16 protein-coding genes are annotated in these 19,157 nt (G+C 36.5%); 15 read left to right on the forward strand and 1 reads right to left on the reverse strand.

What is annotated here, in order from left to right:
• Positions 1–158 precede the first annotated feature (158 nt).
• The 15 genes from VS868_RS14115 (at position 159) to VS868_RS14185 (ending at position 18,344) form a co-directional block, all read left to right on the forward strand.
• Positions 159–1,220, forward strand: coding sequence for a polysaccharide pyruvyl transferase family protein (locus VS868_RS14115; RefSeq protein ID WP_345598405.1), 1,062 nt, complete (start codon positions 159–161; stop codon positions 1,218–1,220).
• A complete protein-coding gene (locus tag VS868_RS14120; protein ID WP_345598406.1) occupies positions 1,213–2,439 on the forward strand; it encodes a glycosyltransferase family 4 protein in 1,227 nt (408 codons plus the stop codon). The genes VS868_RS14115 and VS868_RS14120 overlap by 8 nt, the downstream gene beginning before the upstream one ends.
• Positions 2,440–2,547: 108 nt before the next feature.
• On the forward strand, positions 2,548–3,642 hold the full coding sequence (locus VS868_RS14125) for a glycosyltransferase (protein ID WP_345598407.1): 1,095 nt from the start codon (positions 2,548–2,550) through the stop codon (positions 3,640–3,642).
• 165 nt (positions 3,643–3,807) lie between these two features.
• Entirely contained in the window at positions 3,808–4,935 is a 1,128-nt protein-coding gene (locus VS868_RS14130) for a glycosyltransferase (RefSeq protein WP_345598408.1), read from the forward strand.
• Positions 4,936–4,988: 53 nt separating this feature from the next.
• Positions 4,989–5,930, forward strand: a complete 942-nt coding sequence (locus VS868_RS14135) for a GNAT family N-acetyltransferase (protein WP_345598409.1) — start codon at positions 4,989–4,991, stop codon at positions 5,928–5,930.
• Positions 5,931–5,973: 43 nt separating this feature from the next.
• Positions 5,974–6,915, forward strand: a complete 942-nt coding sequence (locus tag VS868_RS14140) for a GNAT family N-acetyltransferase (protein WP_345598410.1) — start codon at positions 5,974–5,976, stop codon at positions 6,913–6,915.
• A 100-nt stretch (positions 6,916–7,015) separates the two neighbouring features.
• Positions 7,016–8,122 carry a hypothetical protein gene (locus VS868_RS14145; protein ID WP_345598411.1) on the forward strand — a complete coding sequence of 369 codons (1,107 nt, stop codon included), beginning with the start codon at positions 7,016–7,018 and terminating at the stop codon, positions 8,120–8,122.
• A gap of 138 nt (positions 8,123–8,260) precedes the next feature.
• The gene (locus tag VS868_RS14150) at positions 8,261–9,217 is read left to right on the forward strand and encodes a polysaccharide deacetylase family protein (protein ID WP_345598412.1); all 957 of its coding nucleotides are present in this window, start codon (positions 8,261–8,263) and stop codon (positions 9,215–9,217) included.
• A gap of 1 nt (position 9,218) precedes the next feature.
• The gene (locus tag VS868_RS14155; protein WP_345598413.1) at positions 9,219–10,424 is read left to right on the forward strand and encodes a glycosyltransferase family 4 protein; all 1,206 of its coding nucleotides are present in this window, start codon (positions 9,219–9,221) and stop codon (positions 10,422–10,424) included.
• Positions 10,425–10,792: 368 nt separating this feature from the next.
• Positions 10,793–11,398: a sugar transferase gene (locus VS868_RS14160; protein ID WP_345598414.1), complete on the forward strand. Its 606-nt coding sequence runs from the start codon at positions 10,793–10,795 to the stop codon at positions 11,396–11,398.
• Position 11,399: 1 nt separating this feature from the next.
• Positions 11,400–12,011 carry an acetyltransferase gene (locus VS868_RS14165; RefSeq protein WP_345598415.1) on the forward strand — a complete coding sequence of 204 codons (612 nt, stop codon included), beginning with the start codon at positions 11,400–11,402 and terminating at the stop codon, positions 12,009–12,011.
• Positions 12,004–13,152: a DegT/DnrJ/EryC1/StrS family aminotransferase gene (locus tag VS868_RS14170; RefSeq protein WP_345598416.1), complete on the forward strand. Its 1,149-nt coding sequence runs from the start codon at positions 12,004–12,006 to the stop codon at positions 13,150–13,152. Before VS868_RS14165 ends, VS868_RS14170 begins: the two co-directional genes overlap by 8 nt.
• 9 nt (positions 13,153–13,161) lie before the next feature.
• Entirely contained in the window at positions 13,162–15,144 is a 1,983-nt protein-coding gene (locus tag VS868_RS14175) for a nucleoside-diphosphate sugar epimerase/dehydratase (protein WP_345598417.1), read from the forward strand.
• Between the two features lie 150 nt (positions 15,145–15,294).
• Complete coding sequence (locus VS868_RS14180) at positions 15,295–15,954, forward strand: polysaccharide biosynthesis/export family protein (RefSeq protein ID WP_345598418.1); 660 nt, start codon at positions 15,295–15,297, stop codon at positions 15,952–15,954.
• Positions 15,954–18,344: a polysaccharide biosynthesis tyrosine autokinase gene (locus VS868_RS14185; RefSeq protein WP_345598420.1), complete on the forward strand. Its 2,391-nt coding sequence runs from the start codon at positions 15,954–15,956 to the stop codon at positions 18,342–18,344. Before VS868_RS14180 ends, VS868_RS14185 begins: the two co-directional genes overlap by 1 nt.
• Here VS868_RS14185 and VS868_RS14190 read toward each other — a convergent pair.
• Positions 18,341–19,087: a CpsB/CapC family capsule biosynthesis tyrosine phosphatase gene (locus VS868_RS14190; protein WP_345598421.1), complete on the reverse strand. Its 747-nt coding sequence runs from the start codon at positions 19,085–19,087 to the stop codon at positions 18,341–18,343. The genes VS868_RS14185 and VS868_RS14190 overlap by 4 nt on opposite strands.
• Positions 19,088–19,157: the final 70 nt, after the last annotated feature.

Raw genomic sequence — 19,157 nt, forward strand, 5'->3', positions numbered from 1 at the left:
TATAGGAAAATGACCAGATAATACTTTCTTTGGCAAATATGAATTGTAGAGTTGTTGTAATTCAATATTTTAAATTTCAATTATTAAAAAGTATCCTAATTCGGGATATAATATTGTATAGGTAATCTATACTCTTTCAACGTTAAATAAGCAGTTGTATGAATAAAACAAATATTTTTATTAATTCAATTAAGGAACAGCAAAAATTAATATTTGGCTCCCTTGGGCAGTTAATAAATAAAGGTACTAAAGTTGCCTTACTTGATTTTCCAAACCATAACAATGTGGGTGATAACGCGATTTGGTTGGGAGAAAAAGCTGCTTTAAAAAAAATGGGAGTAGAGGTTGTGTATCAATGCGATATTTATAGTTTTTCCGAAAAAGCACTTCGCAAGCGGCTAGATAATAAAGGCGTGATTTTGCTTCATGGTGGGGGAAATTTGGGCTCTGTTTGGCCGGCACATCAAAATTTCCGAGAAAAAATTATCGGGTTATTCCCTGAAATGAGAATTATTCAATTGCCACAGAGCGTTCATTTTGATGATGACAATCGAAAAATGGAATTTGGCCGAATAGCCAAGGCACATAAGGATTGTTATTTTCTTTTACGAGACCATTCCAGTTTTAATACTTTAAAGGATCTTGGTTTAAGGGTGCGACTTTGTCCTGATATGGCATTTGCCATGGGACCAGTACCTCAAAAGAATAAATCAGTAGTAGATATTGTGTGGTTAAAAAGAACGGATCACGAAACAGCTGGTAATAAAGGAGAAAATTTCAGTTTCAAAACCGAAAAACTAGATTGGCTTGCAGGTGAACCTGGTAGATTCTATTCTAAATTTAGTCCGAAATTTACAGTCCGGGTAAGGGGATTAGTTCAAAGCATCTTCCGGAAATCTAAATTATTTCGAGATCATTTTTGGAGATTAAACGCCGCATCTTTCGATTTACTTGCCCAGAGAAGATTTCAACGAGGTACTCGAATATTATGCAGGGGCAAAATAGTTCTAACCGATAGACTGCACGGGCACATTGTTTCAACTCTTTTAGGAAAACCGCAGGTGTTATTTGATAATCATTATAGGAAAATAGGAAATTATATAGATTGTTTTGAATCAACCCAAGAAGCTATTTTTTATGTTGGTGATGATAAGTTGAATGTTGAAGCTAAAGTTTCTAAAGCATTAGAGCTTGTGAAAAAAAGAAGTAAGGATGAATAAATTCGTGTCCGTCCCCCTTTTGGCTCCTGGTTTTAATCGATTACGTGCAGATGCCGTGTGGGTGACTATAGCAAATTGGGCAGAAGGTTTAGAAGATCGATATGGTAAAGCCGAGGTGATTGCGGGTGAAACTGGATATTCAGCAGCTGAAATCAGGGCGAGGTGTTTTCCTCGATCGTCAGAGACAGAAAAAAAGCGCAATCCAAGTAAATTTCGACAATCATATATTGCTAAGCTTTTTGAGATGTTTGTTAAGGATTTGCGTTGGTTTTATGAAGAACAAAAATCTTTTTCTATTGATTCAGAGAGGTTCAAGAATGCACCATTTGTATGGCAACACCACGATCTTTTTCAAACCAGAGGATTAAAGCTAGCTAAAAAATTAGGCATACCTTCCGTCCTGTTTGTTGACGCTCCCTATGTCTGGGAATCCAAGAAATGGGGAGTCCATCGTTTTGGTTGGGAAGGGTTTGCAAAGCGGTGGGGGGATTCACATCCGTGCCGAAAAGCCGACTTGATTTTGGTAGTAAGTGATGAAGTAAAACGTGCAGTTTTGGATTTAGGAGTTGACGAAAATCGCGTTCTTATTACTCCTTGCACTGTATCGCACAAAATATTTGACCGGGCAAAAGGCAATGAAGTGCGCAAGTCTCTGGGATTAACCAGTAATTTTGTTATTGGATGGGTTGGTAGTTTTCGTAAATTTCACAGCCTTGATCTATTAGTTGAAGCATTCAGGGACATTTCTACTTCTATCCCACAAGCAAAACTATTATTGGTTGGTGATGGACCTGAGCGTACTCGCTTGCAAGAAAAAATAAGTGATTTAGAATTAAGTGAACGAGTGATATTCTCAGGGAATGTACCCCACAATGAAGTTCCCGATTATATAAGTAGTTTTGATGTGGCAGTATTGCCGTCTCAATCGAATGAAGGATTTCATTATTCACCGTTAAAACTCCGTGAATTCTTTGCTGCCGGTGTACCAGTAATTGCTTCTGCCGTTGGGGATGTTAAATTAGTGATTGAAGAGAGTAAGGGGGGCTGGTTAGTGCCACCGGGTTCAAAGAACTCTATAGCCGAGATGATCGAGAGGATCGCAATGGATCGAGCAGCAATAGATTCAGCAGGCTCCAAAGCAAGAAATTATGCATTAACAGCGATGGGTATCTCAACGCAAATTCGAATGATAGAAGACTATTTCGAAATACATAGGTGAAGGTTGCACAATTCACGGAAGGACACTAAGTATTAACTTTCAGTTACTTATTCTCGCCATATAGTTGGCTTGAAATACTGTATATGTTGTTACCATATTAAAGAATTAATGAGAATAATCCAATTAATCCAAAAGCCTCAACTACGGGGTGCCGAAATTTTTGCATGTCAGCTTTCCAGTCATCTTGAAAAAATAGGTCATGAAGTGTTGGTAGTTACTATTTATAAGGGGGATGCGGAATTACCTTTTATTGGCCGGATTCAGCATCTTAATCGGAAACTATCTAATCGATTTTTTGATTATGGAGGCTGGAGAAGATTTAGCAAAATTATTAAGGATTTTAAGCCTGATATTATACAGGCTAATGCTTCTGATACCTTAAAGTTTGCCGCGAGTTCTAAAATGCTATTTTCCTGGAACCAGCCTCTGATTTACCGTAATGCCAACAAAATGGGTGATTTTATTTCCTCTAAGCTAAAATGGCACCTTAATAATTTCTATTTGTCTAAATTGGCCTATGTCATTTCTGTGAGCAAAGAATGTGAAAAAGATTTCATTGAGACTTTTTCTTATCCGCAGGCCAAAATAAGTACGGTCGAAATAGGAGTTGAAGAAAAAGAGATTGGTGAAATCCCGGAAGATCTTAGGGAAATTTTTAAAAAAGGTCCTGTTTTATCTCATATTGGAGGTTTTGTGCCTGAAAAAAATCACAAAGGCTTGTTGAGAATCTTTAAGAATATTTTAATGAATTATCCCGAAAGCCAACTCTTTTTAATGGGGAAAGGAAGGCTGGAAGAGGAGATTAAGTCAAAAGTTGAAAAAATGCAAATTAAAGAAAACGTGCATTTCCTGGGTTACAGGAATGATGTTTTGGAGATCTTACATCATTCACAAGCTTTTGTTTTGCCGAGTTTAATTGAAGGATTACCGGCTGTTATTTTAGAGGCTATGTATGCTGAAACCCCGGTTGTAGCCTATAATGTAGGTGGAATAGGAGAGGTAGTTACGAATGGGGAAACAGGATGGCTCATAAAGAAAAATGAAGAAAACTACTTTTGCGAAAAAGTAAATGAAATTTTATCCTCCAATGGGGATTTACAAGTGAGAGTAAGAAATGCCAAAAATATGATAACCGGAAAATTTTTAAATCCCTCAATTGCCAAGCGTTTTTTATCCTGTTATTCAGACGTGCAAAAATCTTAGGTCACATTTTTCCTATCGAACCTGAACCTGAAGGAATAAATCTTTATTTAAAGGTTCTTTCTTAAAAGCAATAAATGACAGACAAAACTTAAATTTTACACTTATAAGTTTATTTAAATTTTTGGCTATATATTATCAAATTAGTCATTCAAGCTTTTCAATTAAATGCAAAAAATAAAGGTCCTACACATTATAAAATCTTTGGGGCGGGGAGGAGCAGAAATGCTTATCCCTGAAACTATCAAATTTCATGATCAATCCCGATTTGAATTTCATGTGATATATTTCTTATTCTGGAAAGACGAGATGGTAAATCCGATTATGGAGGCAGGCGGGAAAGTAAGCTGTTTCCCATCTTCTAATAATATAAAACTCTTACAGCAATTTCCGAAAGTAATTAATTATTGCAAGGAGCAGAGAATTGATGTGATCCACTGTCACCTTCCATGGGCAGGTTTTTTAGGACGCTTGGTGTTTTTCAAAACTAAAATACCTACGGTATATACCGAGCATAATATGCAGGATAGGTATCATATAATTACAAAAACCCTGAATAAGTTTACCTATAATTTACAGAGTTTAGCGCTTGGAGTTTCTGATGATGTTACCAAGTCTATAAATACCTTTATAAAACCAAAAATTCCCATAGAAACCTTATTAAATGGGGTAAACACAAATTCATTCCGGAGAGACCCGGAAGCAGGAAGAGAAACAAGAAAAAAACTTAGCATACCCGCAGGTGCAATTGTTTTTGGGAACGTAGCGGTTTTTCGTTTTCAAAAACGCCTTGTGGAATGGCTGCAGGAATTTAAAAAAATCGAAGAAAAAAATTCTTCTGCTTATGGAATTATAGTGGGCTTTGGACCGTTGGAGGAAGAAGTAGCCACTGAAGTTAAAAGATTAAATTTGGAGGAGAAAGTTTCTTTTCCGGGTTTACAAACAGATGTAAAACCCTATTTTTCTGCAATGGATATTTTTATGATGAGCAGTTCTTTTGAAGGTTTACCAATAGCATTGCTTGAGGCTATGAGTATGGAATGTGCTGTAGTGGCTACGGATGCAGGAGGGATTAAAGAAGTTATAAGAAATGAAGAAGATGGTTTAATTTGCAAGGTTGAGGAATGGACGAAACTTTCCGTTTTGTGTCAGGTATTAATTAACAATCCTGATAAATTAAGCAAATTTAAAAAAGCAGCCCGGAAGCGGGTAGTCAGCAATTTTAGTATAAGAAAAATGGTTGATGAATTGGAAATGATATATGAGGATCTAGCTGCCCAACCCGAAGGAAAATAAAAGAAAAATAAATTTTGAATCTCGAATCAAAGAATCAACAACAGAACCTCTAAATGCTAATAAGAGAAGCTACATCTGCTGATATTCCGGAAATAATAAGTGTTTTATGTGCCAGTATTGGAGAATCAAAATTACCAAAAACAGAGGAAATCTGGAGGTATAAGCATTTTGATAACCCTTTTGGTACCTCGATCGTACTATTGGCTGGGGTATCGGGTAGAATTATAGGAGTGAGGGCATTTATGAAATGGGAATGGAATTTGAATGGAACTCAGTTGTCAGCATTGAGGGCAGTGGATACAGGGGTGCTTCCTGAATACCAAGGGAAAGGCATTTTTAAAGAACTGAATTCATTTGGGATGGGAATGGTTAAAGACCGGGGTGAACATTTTATATTTAATACCCCAAATTCTAAAAGTTTGCCCGCGAATTTAAAAATGGGATGGAATAAGATCGACAAATTAAAGATTGCTTTTATCCCCGGTAATTTTAGAACTCAGATTTTTAAAAATGATATTCATTATGAGAGATCAATAAATTTAACCCCTTTAGAGCTTCAGGAATTACTTGATATTTATAATAATTTACAAAGCCAAAGAGGCAAAATATTTACACCAAAGTCTCCTGCATACCTAAAGTGGCGCTATGAACGAAATCCCTTACAGGAATATCAGATTTTCGCAGACAAGGATTTTTATTTAGCTGCTTATCTCAAATCTCATAAGCACTTTGCAGAACTACGGATTACAGAACACATTTATCATGATCGAGTTGGATTAGATAAAATTAAAAAAGCAATTTCAGAAATGAATAAAATTTTTAGAGCTGACTTAATTGCATACTCCCCCGGTTTGAATTTATCATCCTTCCAGTTTTCAGCTAAACTTGGTCCAGTTATGGTATGTAGGAACCTCAATTTGGATGTGGCTTCTCATAAAAAAGTAAGAAATCTAATTAATTGGTCTTATGCATTAGGGGATTTAGAACTTTTTTAAAATAATGAAGTAAAGAATGCTGAGAAATTAAGGAATGAATGTTATGGAGATAAGAGAATCTGAACCGGGAGATATTCCGCAAATTGTTGAAGTATTAAAAGCCAGTCTTGGTGAAACTTCTTCCAAAAAGACTGAAGCGGTATGGAGATATAAGCACGTGGACAATCCCTTTGGGAAATCCCTGGTTTTAGTGGCTGTTGAAAATGATGAAATTATTGGCGTTCGTGCTTTTATGCGTTGGCAATGGCAATTAGGGGATCGGGTTTTTTTTGCTTACAGAGCGGTAGATACTGCCACTCACCCTGATCATCAGGGGAAAGGAGTTTTTAAAAGACTTACTTTAGAGGCTATAGAGATAGCCGGGAAAAAAAATGATCATTTTATTTTTAACACCCCCAATTCTCAAAGTCTACCGGGTTACCTGAAAATGGGTTGGGAGGAACTGGATAAAATAAAGGTACAGGTAAATCTTACTAATCCGCTAAATTGGTTTAATGTGAAACAAACCGGGCATTATGGGATAAATAATAATTGTTCCGATGCCCAAATGGAGGGATTGATATCAAATTTCAATAATTTAAAAGTTGGGGAAAATAAATTATTTACTTTAAAATCTGTGAAATATCTCTCCTGGCGTTATGAAAATAATCCTTTACAAAAATATGAGGTGAAGTCAGACCAAGATTTTTATCTGGCAGGCTATGTGAAACAATACAAATATTTTAAAGAACTGCGAATAACAGAACATGTTTATTCCGAAGACTCTGGTCTTCAGAAAATAAATAAAGCAGTAAAGGAAATAAGTAAAAGATTTGGGGTGCAGCTTATTACAACTTCTGTCAGATTAAATTCAGGAATAGGTTTTTACGGAAATTATGGTCCCGTATTAACCCTGAGAGATGTGAATTTGAGTTCAAATTTAAAACAGGAGTTATTGCAGCTTAACAATTGGTCCTACACCTTGGGGGATTTGGAACTATTTTAATATGCCGGGAGCAATTTTTTTAATACTAATATTATTTCTCATTACTCAGGGACTATTTAGCTCCCTTTCGAAAAAACATGCCTTTTTTTCTAAGAAATTGATGAATCAACTTTTTGGTTATCATTTGGTTTTTTGGGGAATCTATTATACCTACACTATATTTAATCGTTCAGATTCAAAAATGTATTTTTCGAGGCCTCTATTAAGCGGAAGAGAATGGTGGGATCACTTTGGCACAAGTACAACTTTTATAGATTTTCTTTCGTTTCCCTTCATAAATTTTTTAGGGTTCAATTACGAAATGATGATGGTGCTATTCGCCTGGCTTGGATATCTGGGGTTTGTTTATGCTTATCTTTTTTTTAGGGAGAACATTCCGGTTAAGATCACCGTTTTTAGAAATTTTGATCTACTTACCCTTATTTTGTTTTTTCCCAATATGCACTTTTGGACTGCCTCTTTAGGAAAAGGAGCTCCTATTTTCCTGGGTTTAATGATGTTCGCTTATGCAATAAAAAATCCAAAATCAAGACTTGTCACTTTACTTTTGGGTTCTCTGCTTATTTATTTTATCCGTCCGCACGTCTTTATGTTTGTGGCGGTAGGGACCGTTTTGGGTTATATGAGCGGAAAGGAAAAAATCTCATTTGGCAAGAAAATATTCATTTATATTTCTTTGATAGGAGGATTGGTTTTAGTTCAGGATACAATCCTGGGAGTGGCAGGATTGGATGGTTCTGAAGATTTGGTTGAAGGTTTCGAGGATTTTTCTGCAGATAGATCGGGATCATTAAGTACTTCTGGTTCCGGAGTTGCAATGGCCTCTTATCCCTTGCCTTTAAAACTTTTCACTTTCTGGTTCCGGCCTTTGTTTTTTGACGCCCCGGGAATTCTTGGGCTTATTACTTCGGTGGAAAATCTTATGTATCTTTTGTTATTTGTAAAAATTATAAAGAAAGACTTCATTACGTTTATAAAAAATTCAACAGTAGTTGTAAAGATGAGTCTGGTGGTATTCTTACTTTCCTCATTCGCCATGACATTTGTAATGTCTAATTTAGGGATCATAATGAGACAAAAATCCATGGTGATGTATTTCGCCTTTTTTGTGATCTATTATTATCTGGCGCAGAAGAAGTATGATAGGATTTTAAAATTGCGCAAATTAAAGGCAAGAAGGATTAAAGATATGGAGGTGGCGGTTTGATAGAACGGGACAATTTTGGGAAGAGGAGGAGAGACAAATTGAATAAAATTACTCCCAGGTTTATAATATTGGATTTCACTAATTCTCTAACTAAATTATTAACAATCCCCAATAAATAATAAACCAATTAACGATTTAATGAACAATAACGGAACTTTAGTAATATCTCTGGATTTCGAATTGCTTTGGGGGGTTTTTGATAAGGTAGATCATAAGGAAAAAACAACTTACTTCAAAAACACACGACAAGTTATTCCCGGAATTTTAAACCTGTTTTCAGAGTATGAGATTCATTGTACCTGGGCAACTGTGGGAATGTTGTTTAATGAAAATTGGGAGGATTGGAAAGAAAATATACCCGAAATTTTACCGCAATATAAAAATAGAAATCTTTCAGCTTATGATTATGGAAATTCCATTCCTTCTTTTGAAACCGAATTTTTGTGTTTTTCCAAAGAATTAATTCGTAAAATACAAAACACACCTAATCAGGAAATTGGCACCCATACCTATTCTCATTACTATTGCCTGGAAGAAGGTCAGGCTTTAGCTTCATTTAGAGCCGATCTGGAAAAAGCCATCGAATTGGCAGAAAAAATGGGAATAGAGCTTAAAACCCTGGTATTCCCAAGAAATCAGTTCAATGAGAGTTATTTAAAAGTTTGTTATGATCTGGGTATTGAGAATGTTCGTTCCAATCCAACCAATTGGTATTGGAAAGACACCCAAAATGATTCCTTGAAAAATAAGATCTTCAGGACCGCTGATGCTTATTTAGGACCGAAGAATAAATCGTACAGGTTAAATGAATTGAAGGTCGAAGAAGGAAAACCCTTCTCCCAAAAAGCGAGCAGGCTATTGCGGCCCTATTCATCGAATAAATTCCTTAACGATTTGAAATTAAAAAGAATTAAATCTGAAATGACCACCGCAGCCAAAAGAAAAGAAATTTATCATTTATGGTGGCATCCGCATAATTTTGGTGAAAATCCGGAAAGGAATCTGAAAGATTTAAGAATTATTCTTGAAGAATTCAAAAAGCTTAAGCTAACATATGGTTTCAGGTCTGAAAATATGAATTCGATACTTAGGTAAAATGAACAACCAACCTAAACTCATTCGCATCACAACGGTCCCTCTTTCTTTGGAAAAACTTCTTGAAGGGCAGCTGACATTCATGAATGAGGATTTTGATGTAACGGCAATTGCTGCAGAAAAAGAACGTCTCGAAAAGTATGGCCGCGATAATGGGGTGGACACCTTTCACCTGGAAATGACCAGGGAGATGACTCCGGGGAAAGATTTGAAAGCATTATTTAGCCTTTATAGGCACCTTAAAAAGATCAAGCCTAAAATCGTCCATACCCACACTCCCAAAGCCGGAATTGTAGGTATGATGGCAGCTAAAATGGCTGGAGTACCTGTCCGTTTACACACTGTCGCTGGCATGCCGTTAATGGAAACTACGGGGACTAAAAGAAAGATTCTGGAGCAAGTGGAGCGGCTTACTTACAGTATGGCCACCAAAATATATCCAAATTCTGAAGGTCTCAAAAAGGTCATTCTGAAGCACAATTTTACGAAACCCGGTAAACTTCAAGTTTTAGGAGAGGGCAGCTCTAATGGTATAGATACAGCGTATTTCAACCCGGCAGATTTCAGTACGGAACAAAAGAGGGAAATACGTCGGTCTTTAAACATTCCTACAGATGACCTGATCTTTATCTTCGTCGGCAGACTGGTTAAAGATAAAGGAATCAATGAACTGGTGCAGGCTTTTAAGGAATTAGCCTCAGAAAATGAAAACATCAGTTTATTGCTGGTCGGGCCGTTTGAACAGGAACTGGATCCTGTTACAGAAGAAAATTTTGAGATTATAAAGAAGCATCCCAAAATTGTCACTACCGGCTATCAGGTTAATGTCCGCCCTTATTTTACAGTTGCAGATGTTCTTGTATTTCCAAGCTACCGGGAAGGATTTCCGAATGTGGTGATGCAGGCCGGAGCAATGGGGCTGCCTTCAATTGTGACCGACATTAATGGCTGTAATGAGATCATCCGGAACGAAGAAAACGGACTAATAATACCGGTCAAAAATCAGGAGGCTCTTCTGTTTGCTCTGAAGAAATTGGCAACCGATACCGAGCTGCGTAAAAAGCTCGCCGCAAATTCCCGTGCTGTTATTACCACTAAATATGAAAGAAAAGTTTTTTGGGATTTGCTTCTGGAAGAATATAAGTTACAGATGAAGGAAGCAGGACTTGAGACTGGGGGGCGAGGAGACCGAGGGACTAGGGACTAAGGGAAATATCGATGGCGCGGATTTATAATCCGTGACGACCCCTCGTGTACTCAAGCACCAAATTCGAAATATTGACTGGGTGATGGGGAGACGAGGAGACCGGGGAACTTTAAAGAAGTAAATTTTCTGAATTCATTAAGCTCCCTCTCCTTGGGAGAGGACGGGGGAGAGGATGATTCAGTAATCAGATGAAAGTTTCCTAAATTAACATACCAAATTAACCAGTTAATGAATTGCAAATCTCGAATTAACGAATTAACGATTTTACGACAATTACGTATTTCCGTAACCTTAAAAGATCATTTTAACATATCTTTGCAATTAATTAAAGCTATAAATCCTTTAGTTTGTCCCTAAAAAAAAATTTTGTGTACATAATATTTTTTAAAAAATTTCTTGATTTTTCTGTTGCGATTTTAGCTTGTTTTTTTCTTTTTCCGGTATTCTTATTATTAACTTTTTTATTGATCCTGGCAAATGAGGGTAATCCTTTTTTTCTTCAATTGCGACCTGGTAAAGAAGGAAAATTGTTCAGGATTATTAAGTTCAAAACAATGAATGATAAAAGAGGAGGGAATGGAGAGTTGCTGCCTGATGCGCAGCGTCTTACCGTGATTGGTTCGCTTGTAAGAAAAACATCACTTGATGAAATTCCGCAACTAATTAATGTTTTAAAGGGAGATATGAGTCTGGTGGGCCCACGCCCTCTATTGCCTGAATATTTAGAACTCTATACCTCAAGGCAACATAAAAGGCATTTAGTAAAACCGGGTATAACTGGTTGGGCACAGGTGAACGGGAGGAATGCAATTTCATGGACAAAGAAACTGGATCTGGATGTATGGTACGTTGAAAACCTTTCTTTTTTTTTAGATATAAAAATTTTGTGGAGGACACTTCTAAAAGTAGTTAAATCTGAAGGTGTAAACACAGCGAATATGGCAACAACAGAACCATTTAACGGAAATAACTGATATGAATATCTACGGAGCTAGCGGTCATGCAAAGGTTATCATAAATTTAATACATTCTAGATTGTTAGAAATACATAATATTATTGATGATAATGCTTCTATAACAGGGATTTACGATTACCCTGTAGTTCATGAAGTAACTCCGGAAATTTTAAAAAGAAAAACTATAATCGCTGTTGGGAATAATAGGGTACGAAAGAAAATCTCATCAATGCTCAAGGGGAATTTTTATCGTGGTGTAAGTCATGCAGAGGCAGTGGTTGATGAAACTGTTGAGATGGGTGTAGGAACAGTTATAATGGCTAGTGCTACCATTAATGCTGATGCTATTTTAGGGGAACATTGTATTTTAAATACAGGATGTGTGGTTGAGCATGATTGTCTTTTGGAAGATTTTGTACACGTTTCTCCAGGGGCAATTTTGGCTGGGGGTGCTAGAATAGGAGAAGGAACCCATATAGGTATTGGTGCCCTTGTTATTCCAGGAATAAAAATAGGAAAATGGTGTACTATTGGTGCTGGTGCTGTAATAATTGGAGATGTGCCAGATAATGCTACGGTGGTAGGTAACCCAGGTAGGATTATTAAAATATTGAATAAAGAAGATGAGTGAAAAAAAAATATGGCTTTCTTCACCTCATATGGGAGGTAGCGAGCAAAAATATATTAGTGAGGCTTTTGATCAGAATTGGATAGCTCCCCTTGGACCCAATGTTAATGGATTTGAAAAGGATTTACAGACTTATTTAAAGGAGGAGAACATCCATGTAGCTGCTTTGAGTTCAGGAACAGCTTCACTTCACCTGGCCCTGATTTTAGCAGGTGTTGAAAGAGGGGATGAGGTGCTTTGTCAAAGTCTTACTTTTGCCGCTTCGGCAAATCCCATAGTATATCAGGGGGCAACTCCTGTCTTTATAGACAGTGAAGAGGAAACACTTAATATTTCTCCTGTTTTTCTGGAAAAAGCCATTCAAGATCGAATATCAAAAGGTAAAAAACCTAAAGCTCTCATTGCCGTTCACCTCTACGGGATGCCTTATAAAGTTGATGAGGTGCATGAAGTTGCTCTTCGCTATGGTATTCCTGTAATTGAAGACAGTGCAGAAGCACTTGGCAGCTCCTATAAAGGACAAAAATGTGGCACGTTTGGAGATTTTGCTGTTCTTTCCTTCAATGGGAACAAGATAATAACCACTTCAGGAGGTGGGGCACTGGTCACTAAAAGCGAAGAATTGAAACGAAAGGCCGTGTTTTTGGCGACACAGGCAAGAGATGAGGCTCCTCACTATCAACACAGTCATATAGGCTATAATTATAGACTTAGTAATATAGCTGCGGGGATTGGAAGAGGACAGATGGAGGTTTTGGAGGAACATGTATCAAAACGAAGAGAGATGAATCAATTTTATGAAGGGTTGTTTGGCACAGTTAAGGGAGTAAAAGTATTTAGTGAGCCCGAAAATACGTATTTTAGCAATCATTGGCTCACAGTTATCAAATCAGAAGAAAATGGAGTTTTTAAAACTGAGGATTTGAGATTGTTTTTAGAAAATGAAAATATCGAAAGCAGACCTTTATGGAAACCCATGCACCTGCAGCCAGTTTTTAAAGATGCTCCGTTTTACGGTAATGGAGTAGCTGAATCAGCTTTTAAAAATGGTTTGTGTCTCCCTTCCGGTTCAAATTTAAGTCAAGAAGAAAAAAAACGGATTAGTGATGCTATTTTAAATTTCTTGAAAACAAAGATGCTCTAAATAAAAGTTATGGGTAAGAAGTTAAATAAAGCCCTTGAGCAAATCTTGGCCTCTGAAAATCGGCTGGATATTAGAAATATTAAATATCTGCCCAGATGGGCTATTTTGGGGATTGATATTGCCATAATTGTAATGGCTGATGTTTTAACTGTCGTAGCTTTACAGGATCTCACTTCTCATTTTTATAATTTTCTATCTCTTTCCCAGCGAATGCTTCTTGCAATAGGGGTTAATATTTTCTTCTTCTTTGTTTTTAGAACTTACGCCGGATTGATAAGACACTCCTCGTATCTGGATGCACTAAAGATTATGCTCGCTTGCTTTAGCACGTTTATTACGCTATTGTTTATAAATTATTTTACTTTTTTTCTTATTGGAGAAAAAATTTATCTGGTAGCTGGTCTTATTTTTTATTTTCTTGTGTCTTTTATTCTCCTGTTTCTTTTTCGACTTTCAGTAAAACAGGTTTATGAATATTTTAAAAGGACTCAAAGAAGCCAAAGTTTGCAGAAAGCTATAGTATTTGGAGCCGATGAAAACGCCATTTCTATAGCAGGTGCTTTGGAAATTGAGCATCCAAAGCGTTTTGATATAAGAGGGTTTATTACAAATGATAATACCAGGCGAAACATCAGGATTTTAGGTAAACCCGTTATATATAATGGTCTAAAGATAAGTGAAGAGGCGCAAAAATTAGAAGCTTCAGCTCTAATTCTTTCTGAAAATACTTTAACCGCTGAAGAAAAATTCGCGGTCGTAGAAGATTGTTTGGAAAACAATATTAAAGTTTTTAATGCTCCTATTGTGGCCGATTATGAAGATGAGCGGTCTGTTTCTTACAAAGTTAAATCTTTGCAGATAGAAGATCTTTTAGATCGTGAGCCTATTTTGCTAAACAAGGAAAATAAGCGCCAGCAACTAACAGAGAAAGTAATATTAGTGACTGGTGGTGCGGGTTCAATTGGGAGTGAAATAGTTAGGCAGGTTGCGGAATATGGGCCAAAGTTGCTTCTCATTTTAGATCAGGCTGAGACCCCTCTTCATAATTTACAACTAGAAATTCAGTCTAAGTTTCCCCATCTAAATTTTAAATGTATAATCTGCGATGTTGGAAATCGTAAAAGGCTTGATCTTCTTTTTAAAAGAAGATCAATAGATGTGATTTATCATGCGGCAGCATACAAGCATGTTCCTTTAATGGAAGAGAATCCTCATGAGGCTGTTTTTGTAAATATTCAGGGCACAAAAAACCTTGCAGATCTTGCTGTGGAACATAATGTGGGACATTTTGTAATGGTATCTACAGATAAGGCAGTAAATCCAACTAATGTTATGGGTGCTTCTAAACGAGCAGCTGAAATGTATGTGCAGGCTCTTTATCATTCGGCATGTAAAGAACCAGGGCAAACTAAATTTATAACAACCAGGTTTGGAAATGTTTTGGGATCAAATGGTTCTGTGGTTCCACTATTTAGAAAGCAAATAGAAAAAGGAGGGCCTGTAACTATAACACATCCCGATATAATTCGCTATTTCATGACTATTCCAGAAGCCTGTCAGTTAGTTCTTGAAGCGGGTGCTATGGGAAATGGTGGAGAGATTTTTATTTTTGACATGGGCGAGCCGGTAAAAATCATGGATCTTGCAGTGAAGATGATTAAATTAGCAGGTTTTATTCCCAATAAACAAATTGGTATAAAAATTACTGGTCTTAGACCAGGAGAGAAGTTGTTTGAAGAGCTACTGAGCAATAAAAGTAAGACTTTAGCCACTCATCACAAGAAGATCATGATTGCAATTGATCAACCCGGGAATTTTGAAGAAATAAATTTTTCGGTAGAAACTATTATTAGGGTGGCCGCAAAATTTAAAAGTGATAAGGTTGTTGCTGAGCTAAAAGCTTTAGTTCCTGAATTTAAGAGCAATAATTCCACTTTTGAAAAGTTAGATAAAGGACCAGTAAAACATCCTTCGCAAGAAAAATCCAATTAAACAATGGTAATATCTAAATCTTATAATTTTCTTTCCATAAAATGCACTTCGTTTAATTACCTAATAGTATTATTAGGAGTTTTATTAATTTCTTCATGTTCTAGCAGGAAAGATGTGGTATATTTTCAGGATTATGAAAGACTTCCTAATATGGCTGCCCCTGATGATTTTCAGGCTGAAATTGAAATTAATGATATTTTACGTATTGATGTTTCTTCAATGAATGAAGAATTGGCGGCACCTTTTCAGCTTAATATTAATAGTCAAAGTAGTGGAGGTGGAAGTAATAACGCTGCATTAACAGGGTATTTAGTTGATTCCGATGGGAATATAAATTTTCCTGTATTAGGAGAACTCCATGTTGCGGGGAAGAGCAGGGAAGAACTTCAGGAAGAATTGAGTACTGAGCTTCGTGAAAAATATTTGAAAGATGCAGTAGTTAGAGTTCGTATTGTGAACTTTAAAGTGACTGTGATGGGAGAAACGGGAAGTCAGGTTATTGATGTTACAGATGAGCGTATTTCAGTTCCTCAGGCTATTGCGATGTCAGGGGACATTAGCTATGACGGTAAGAGGGATAAAATTTTAGTCATTAGGCAGGAAAACGAAGAGTTGAAATATGAAATTCTGGATCTCACCAGCGTAGATATTTTTCAAAATCCTTTTTATTATTTGAAACAAAATGATATTGTGTATGTGGAGCCAACATATCGCAAAGTGAAATCTGCAGGATTTATAACAAGCTGGCAGGGATTGGTCTCTATTGTTACCACAGCATTTAGTTTATTTGTATTATTCAATAACATTTAATGGAAGAATTACAGGAATTTTCAGAGAAAGAAGAATCCAATTTCGATCTTAAGGCAGAGATATTTAAATATCTGAAACACTGGAAATGGCTAGTGTTCGGTTGTTTACTCGGCCTATTCATCGCGTATCTTTATAACCGTTATACCATTCCTGCCTATACTACAGAGGCGTCAATGATGATTCTAAGTGATGAAAAAAATGGAATGGTAGGGGCCCTTCCCTCTGGTGGTACTTCAATTTTAGCTATTAATGATAACTCGCTGGATAATCAGATAGTCACACTCAAATCCAAACGTTTGGTTGAAAAGGTGATTGATGATTTAAATTTCAATGTTGCCTATTTTATAGAAGGAAAGGTTATTGCTGTAGAAGCTTATAAAAATAATCCCATTTCAATTGAGTTCTTAACTGATGTAAAAGTTGTTCATGAATCTTCGCTAAATATATTAGTTACACCCCAGTCGGCTACGACTTTTCGATTAGAAACCGAAAATGGTTCTTCTGGAATTTATGAATTTGGTGAGCCACTTGAAATGGGAGGGCTTCGTTTTCTTATTGCTCCAAATCAAATTTCTTTAGGGGCTAATAATACTGTAAATATTGTTGTTCGTCCCATACGTACGATAGCCAATGAGTATATCTCAAAGATGATCGTAACACCACAAGGAAAAGCTAAAGACATTCTGTCACTTAGCATCACAGGAGAAGTGCCCGAAAAATCCAGAGATTTTCTTAATACTCTTATGGTTCATTTTAATGCCGATGGAGTAGCTGATAAAAGGCAGGTAGCCGAAAATACAGCTGAGTTTATAAGACAGCGATTGGAACTGATTTCCCAGGAGCTTGATTCTGTTGAGGGGGGAATAGCAGATTTTAAAAGTGAAAATCGCTTTATGGATGTGGGAAGTAGTGCAGGTGAGTATATGGCCAAATCTACTATGGCTGAACAAGAAATTTTCACTTTGGAAACCCAACTCATGATTTTGGAAGGAATTGAAAGCACGCTTAGTTCCACTAAACCTTATCAGCTTTTACCTGAAGGAATCGGATTGGAACAAGGGGGGATGGGATCTGCCATAGGACAGTACAACGAGCTAGTGCTTCAGAGGAATGCGTATTTAAAAACTGGTACTACCCAGAATCCCGTTGTGCAGACTCTTAGTGATCAATTGGATACCTTAAGGGAAAATATTTTAAATAACATTGAGCAGACACGTAGTTCTATTCGTATTCAATTGAGGGAATTAAATCAGTTAGATCAGAGAGCAGAAGGACAGTTTAGTTCATTTCCGGGACTTGAAAAAGGGATAAGAAGTATTGAACGTCAACAGACAATAAAAGAACAGCTTTATCTTTTTCTCCTGCAGAGGCGTGAAGAATCTGCTATTTCTTTTGCAGCTACCTCTCCGGTAGCTAAAGTTATTGATCCGGCTTTTACCTATAATCAACCAGTAGATCCTAAGCCATGGTTGGTCCTTACGGGTGGAGGGATAATTGGTCTGTTAATTCCACTTCTAATTATTTTTGTAATTAATTTTCTTGACACCAAAGTTCACCATAAAGGTGATTTACAATATCTGAATAAGCATGTTCCATTTTTGGGAGAAATTCCAAAGATCTCGAAAGATGAAGCAGAATTAATACAATTAAATGACCGTTCCCCATTAGCAGAATCGTTTAGGATTCTCAGAACCAATCTTGCTTATCTGGTTCAGTCAAGAAATAAAGATAAAGCAGAAGTGCTTTTTGTTACTTCAACAATAAAGGGGGAAGGGAAAACTTTTATTTCCTTTAATCTTGCACGCACTTTAGCCAGTACAGGCAAAAAGATTCTTTTGATTGGAGCAGATGTGCGTAACCCAAGGTTACACAAATTTGCAGGTAATCCTTTAGATACAAAAGGTCTTTCGGATTTTTTGTATGATATGGACATTAGAGCTGAAAATGTTATTCAGCCAATGAAACAGGATAATATACCTGTAGATGTTATTTTCTCAGGAGCAATACCTCCAAACCCTGCAGAACTGCTGATGAATGACCGAATGGAAGAACTACTGAAAAGTCAGAAAGAGAATTATGATTTTATCATTGTAGATACAGCACCAACGATGATAGTTACTGATACCCTTCTTATTAGCCAACTTGCCGATACTACCCTTTATGTGGTAAGAGCAGGTTACACCGAAAAGAAATTACTTGATTTTCCTAAAGATCTAAAACAACAAGGTAAACTTAAAGGTTTGGCTATTGTTCTTAATGATGTTGATTACTCCAAATTTTCTTATGGAGCTAAGTACGGTTATTCCTATGGATACGGTTATGGATATGGTGCTGATGACGACAGTAAAGGTCTTGTCGGTTCAATTAAACGTTTCTTCGGAAGAAGTTAAAATTTAAACGTTTTTTTTGTATTGTCTATTATAGAACGCAGCATCTCTACTTTTTTTGAAGAGATGCTGGCTGTTGAAAGTTTTTCTAAATGTCTTTTCTGATGTGTATCAGTACCTATAAAGTCGATCATCTCTTCTTCCAGAAGCCGGAAAGCTATATCTTTCATATTTTTTCCGTAATGGCCGATGAGACTAAGGGCATTTAACTGAAAGAGGCATCCCCTGTCTTTAAGTTCTTTGTAATTACTAAGAGAGTTGGAATGTAGAAAAGCATAGCGCTCCGGGTGAGCCAGTATCGGTTTGTATTGTAAAGTTTGAAGTTGAAATAGAATTTCATTAAGATTTATTGGTGGCTGAAAATAAGACATTTCTACCAGAACCATATTTTCTTTTAAACAAAGTAATTCTTTTTTCTCTATAAGGGCCATAAAATCTTGATCCATCATATACTCAGCTGCAGCCTTTATCTCCACTTTCAAATCATTAAGTTTATTTAACTCTGTCATAAGTAGTTTGTGAGCTTTGTTAATACTTTCAGGAGTATTAGCGTAGTAATCATTCATGACGTGGGGAGTGGCAATTATTTTTTGAATTCCCAGTTTTTGATAGTCATATAAAAGATGAATAGAAGTATCTACATCTGATGCGCCGTCGTCAATTCCTGGCAAAACGTGGTTGTGGATATCAATAAAACCGTCAAGGTAATCTTTGAGGAATATTTTTTTCTGAAAGAAACTAAACATTTAATTATTTTATAGATTAAAATTAATGTTTTTATTTCATAGTCTATTGGGCTTTAGCAGAAGAATACTA

Origin of the sequence: Salinimicrobium sp. 3283s (genome assembly GCF_039602225.1) — a bacterium.
Lineage (GTDB): Bacteria > Bacteroidota > Bacteroidia > Flavobacteriales > Flavobacteriaceae > Salinimicrobium > Salinimicrobium profundisediminis.

Bases quoted from the DNA above. Each gene is read 5' to 3' on its own strand.
- VS868_RS14115 (WP_345598405.1), top strand. From the start codon at position 159: ATGAATAAAACAAATATTTTTATTAATTCAATTAAGGAACAGCAAAAA.
- VS868_RS14120 (WP_345598406.1), top strand. From the start codon at position 1,213: ATGAATAAATTCGTGTCCGTCCCCCTTTTGGCTCCTGGTTTTAATCGA.
- VS868_RS14125 (WP_345598407.1), top strand. From the start codon at position 2,548: ATGAGAATAATCCAATTAATCCAAAAGCCTCAACTACGGGGTGCCGAA.
- VS868_RS14130 (WP_345598408.1), top strand. From the start codon at position 3,808: ATGCAAAAAATAAAGGTCCTACACATTATAAAATCTTTGGGGCGGGGA.
- VS868_RS14135 (WP_345598409.1), top strand. From the start codon at position 4,989: ATGCTAATAAGAGAAGCTACATCTGCTGATATTCCGGAAATAATAAGT.
- VS868_RS14140 (WP_345598410.1), top strand. From the start codon at position 5,974: ATGGAGATAAGAGAATCTGAACCGGGAGATATTCCGCAAATTGTTGAA.
- VS868_RS14145 (WP_345598411.1), top strand. From the start codon at position 7,016: ATGAATCAACTTTTTGGTTATCATTTGGTTTTTTGGGGAATCTATTAT.
- VS868_RS14150 (WP_345598412.1), top strand. From the start codon at position 8,261: ATGAACAATAACGGAACTTTAGTAATATCTCTGGATTTCGAATTGCTT.
- VS868_RS14155 (WP_345598413.1), top strand. From the start codon at position 9,219: ATGAACAACCAACCTAAACTCATTCGCATCACAACGGTCCCTCTTTCT.
- VS868_RS14165 (WP_345598415.1), top strand. From the start codon at position 11,400: ATGAATATCTACGGAGCTAGCGGTCATGCAAAGGTTATCATAAATTTA.
- VS868_RS14170 (WP_345598416.1), top strand. From the start codon at position 12,004: ATGAGTGAAAAAAAAATATGGCTTTCTTCACCTCATATGGGAGGTAGC.
- VS868_RS14175 (WP_345598417.1), top strand. From the start codon at position 13,162: ATGGGTAAGAAGTTAAATAAAGCCCTTGAGCAAATCTTGGCCTCTGAA.
- VS868_RS14180 (WP_345598418.1), top strand. From the start codon at position 15,295: ATGGCTGCCCCTGATGATTTTCAGGCTGAAATTGAAATTAATGATATT.
- VS868_RS14185 (WP_345598420.1), top strand. From the start codon at position 15,954: ATGGAAGAATTACAGGAATTTTCAGAGAAAGAAGAATCCAATTTCGAT.
- VS868_RS14190 (WP_345598421.1), bottom strand. From the start codon at position 19,087: ATGTTTAGTTTCTTTCAGAAAAAAATATTCCTCAAAGATTACCTTGAC.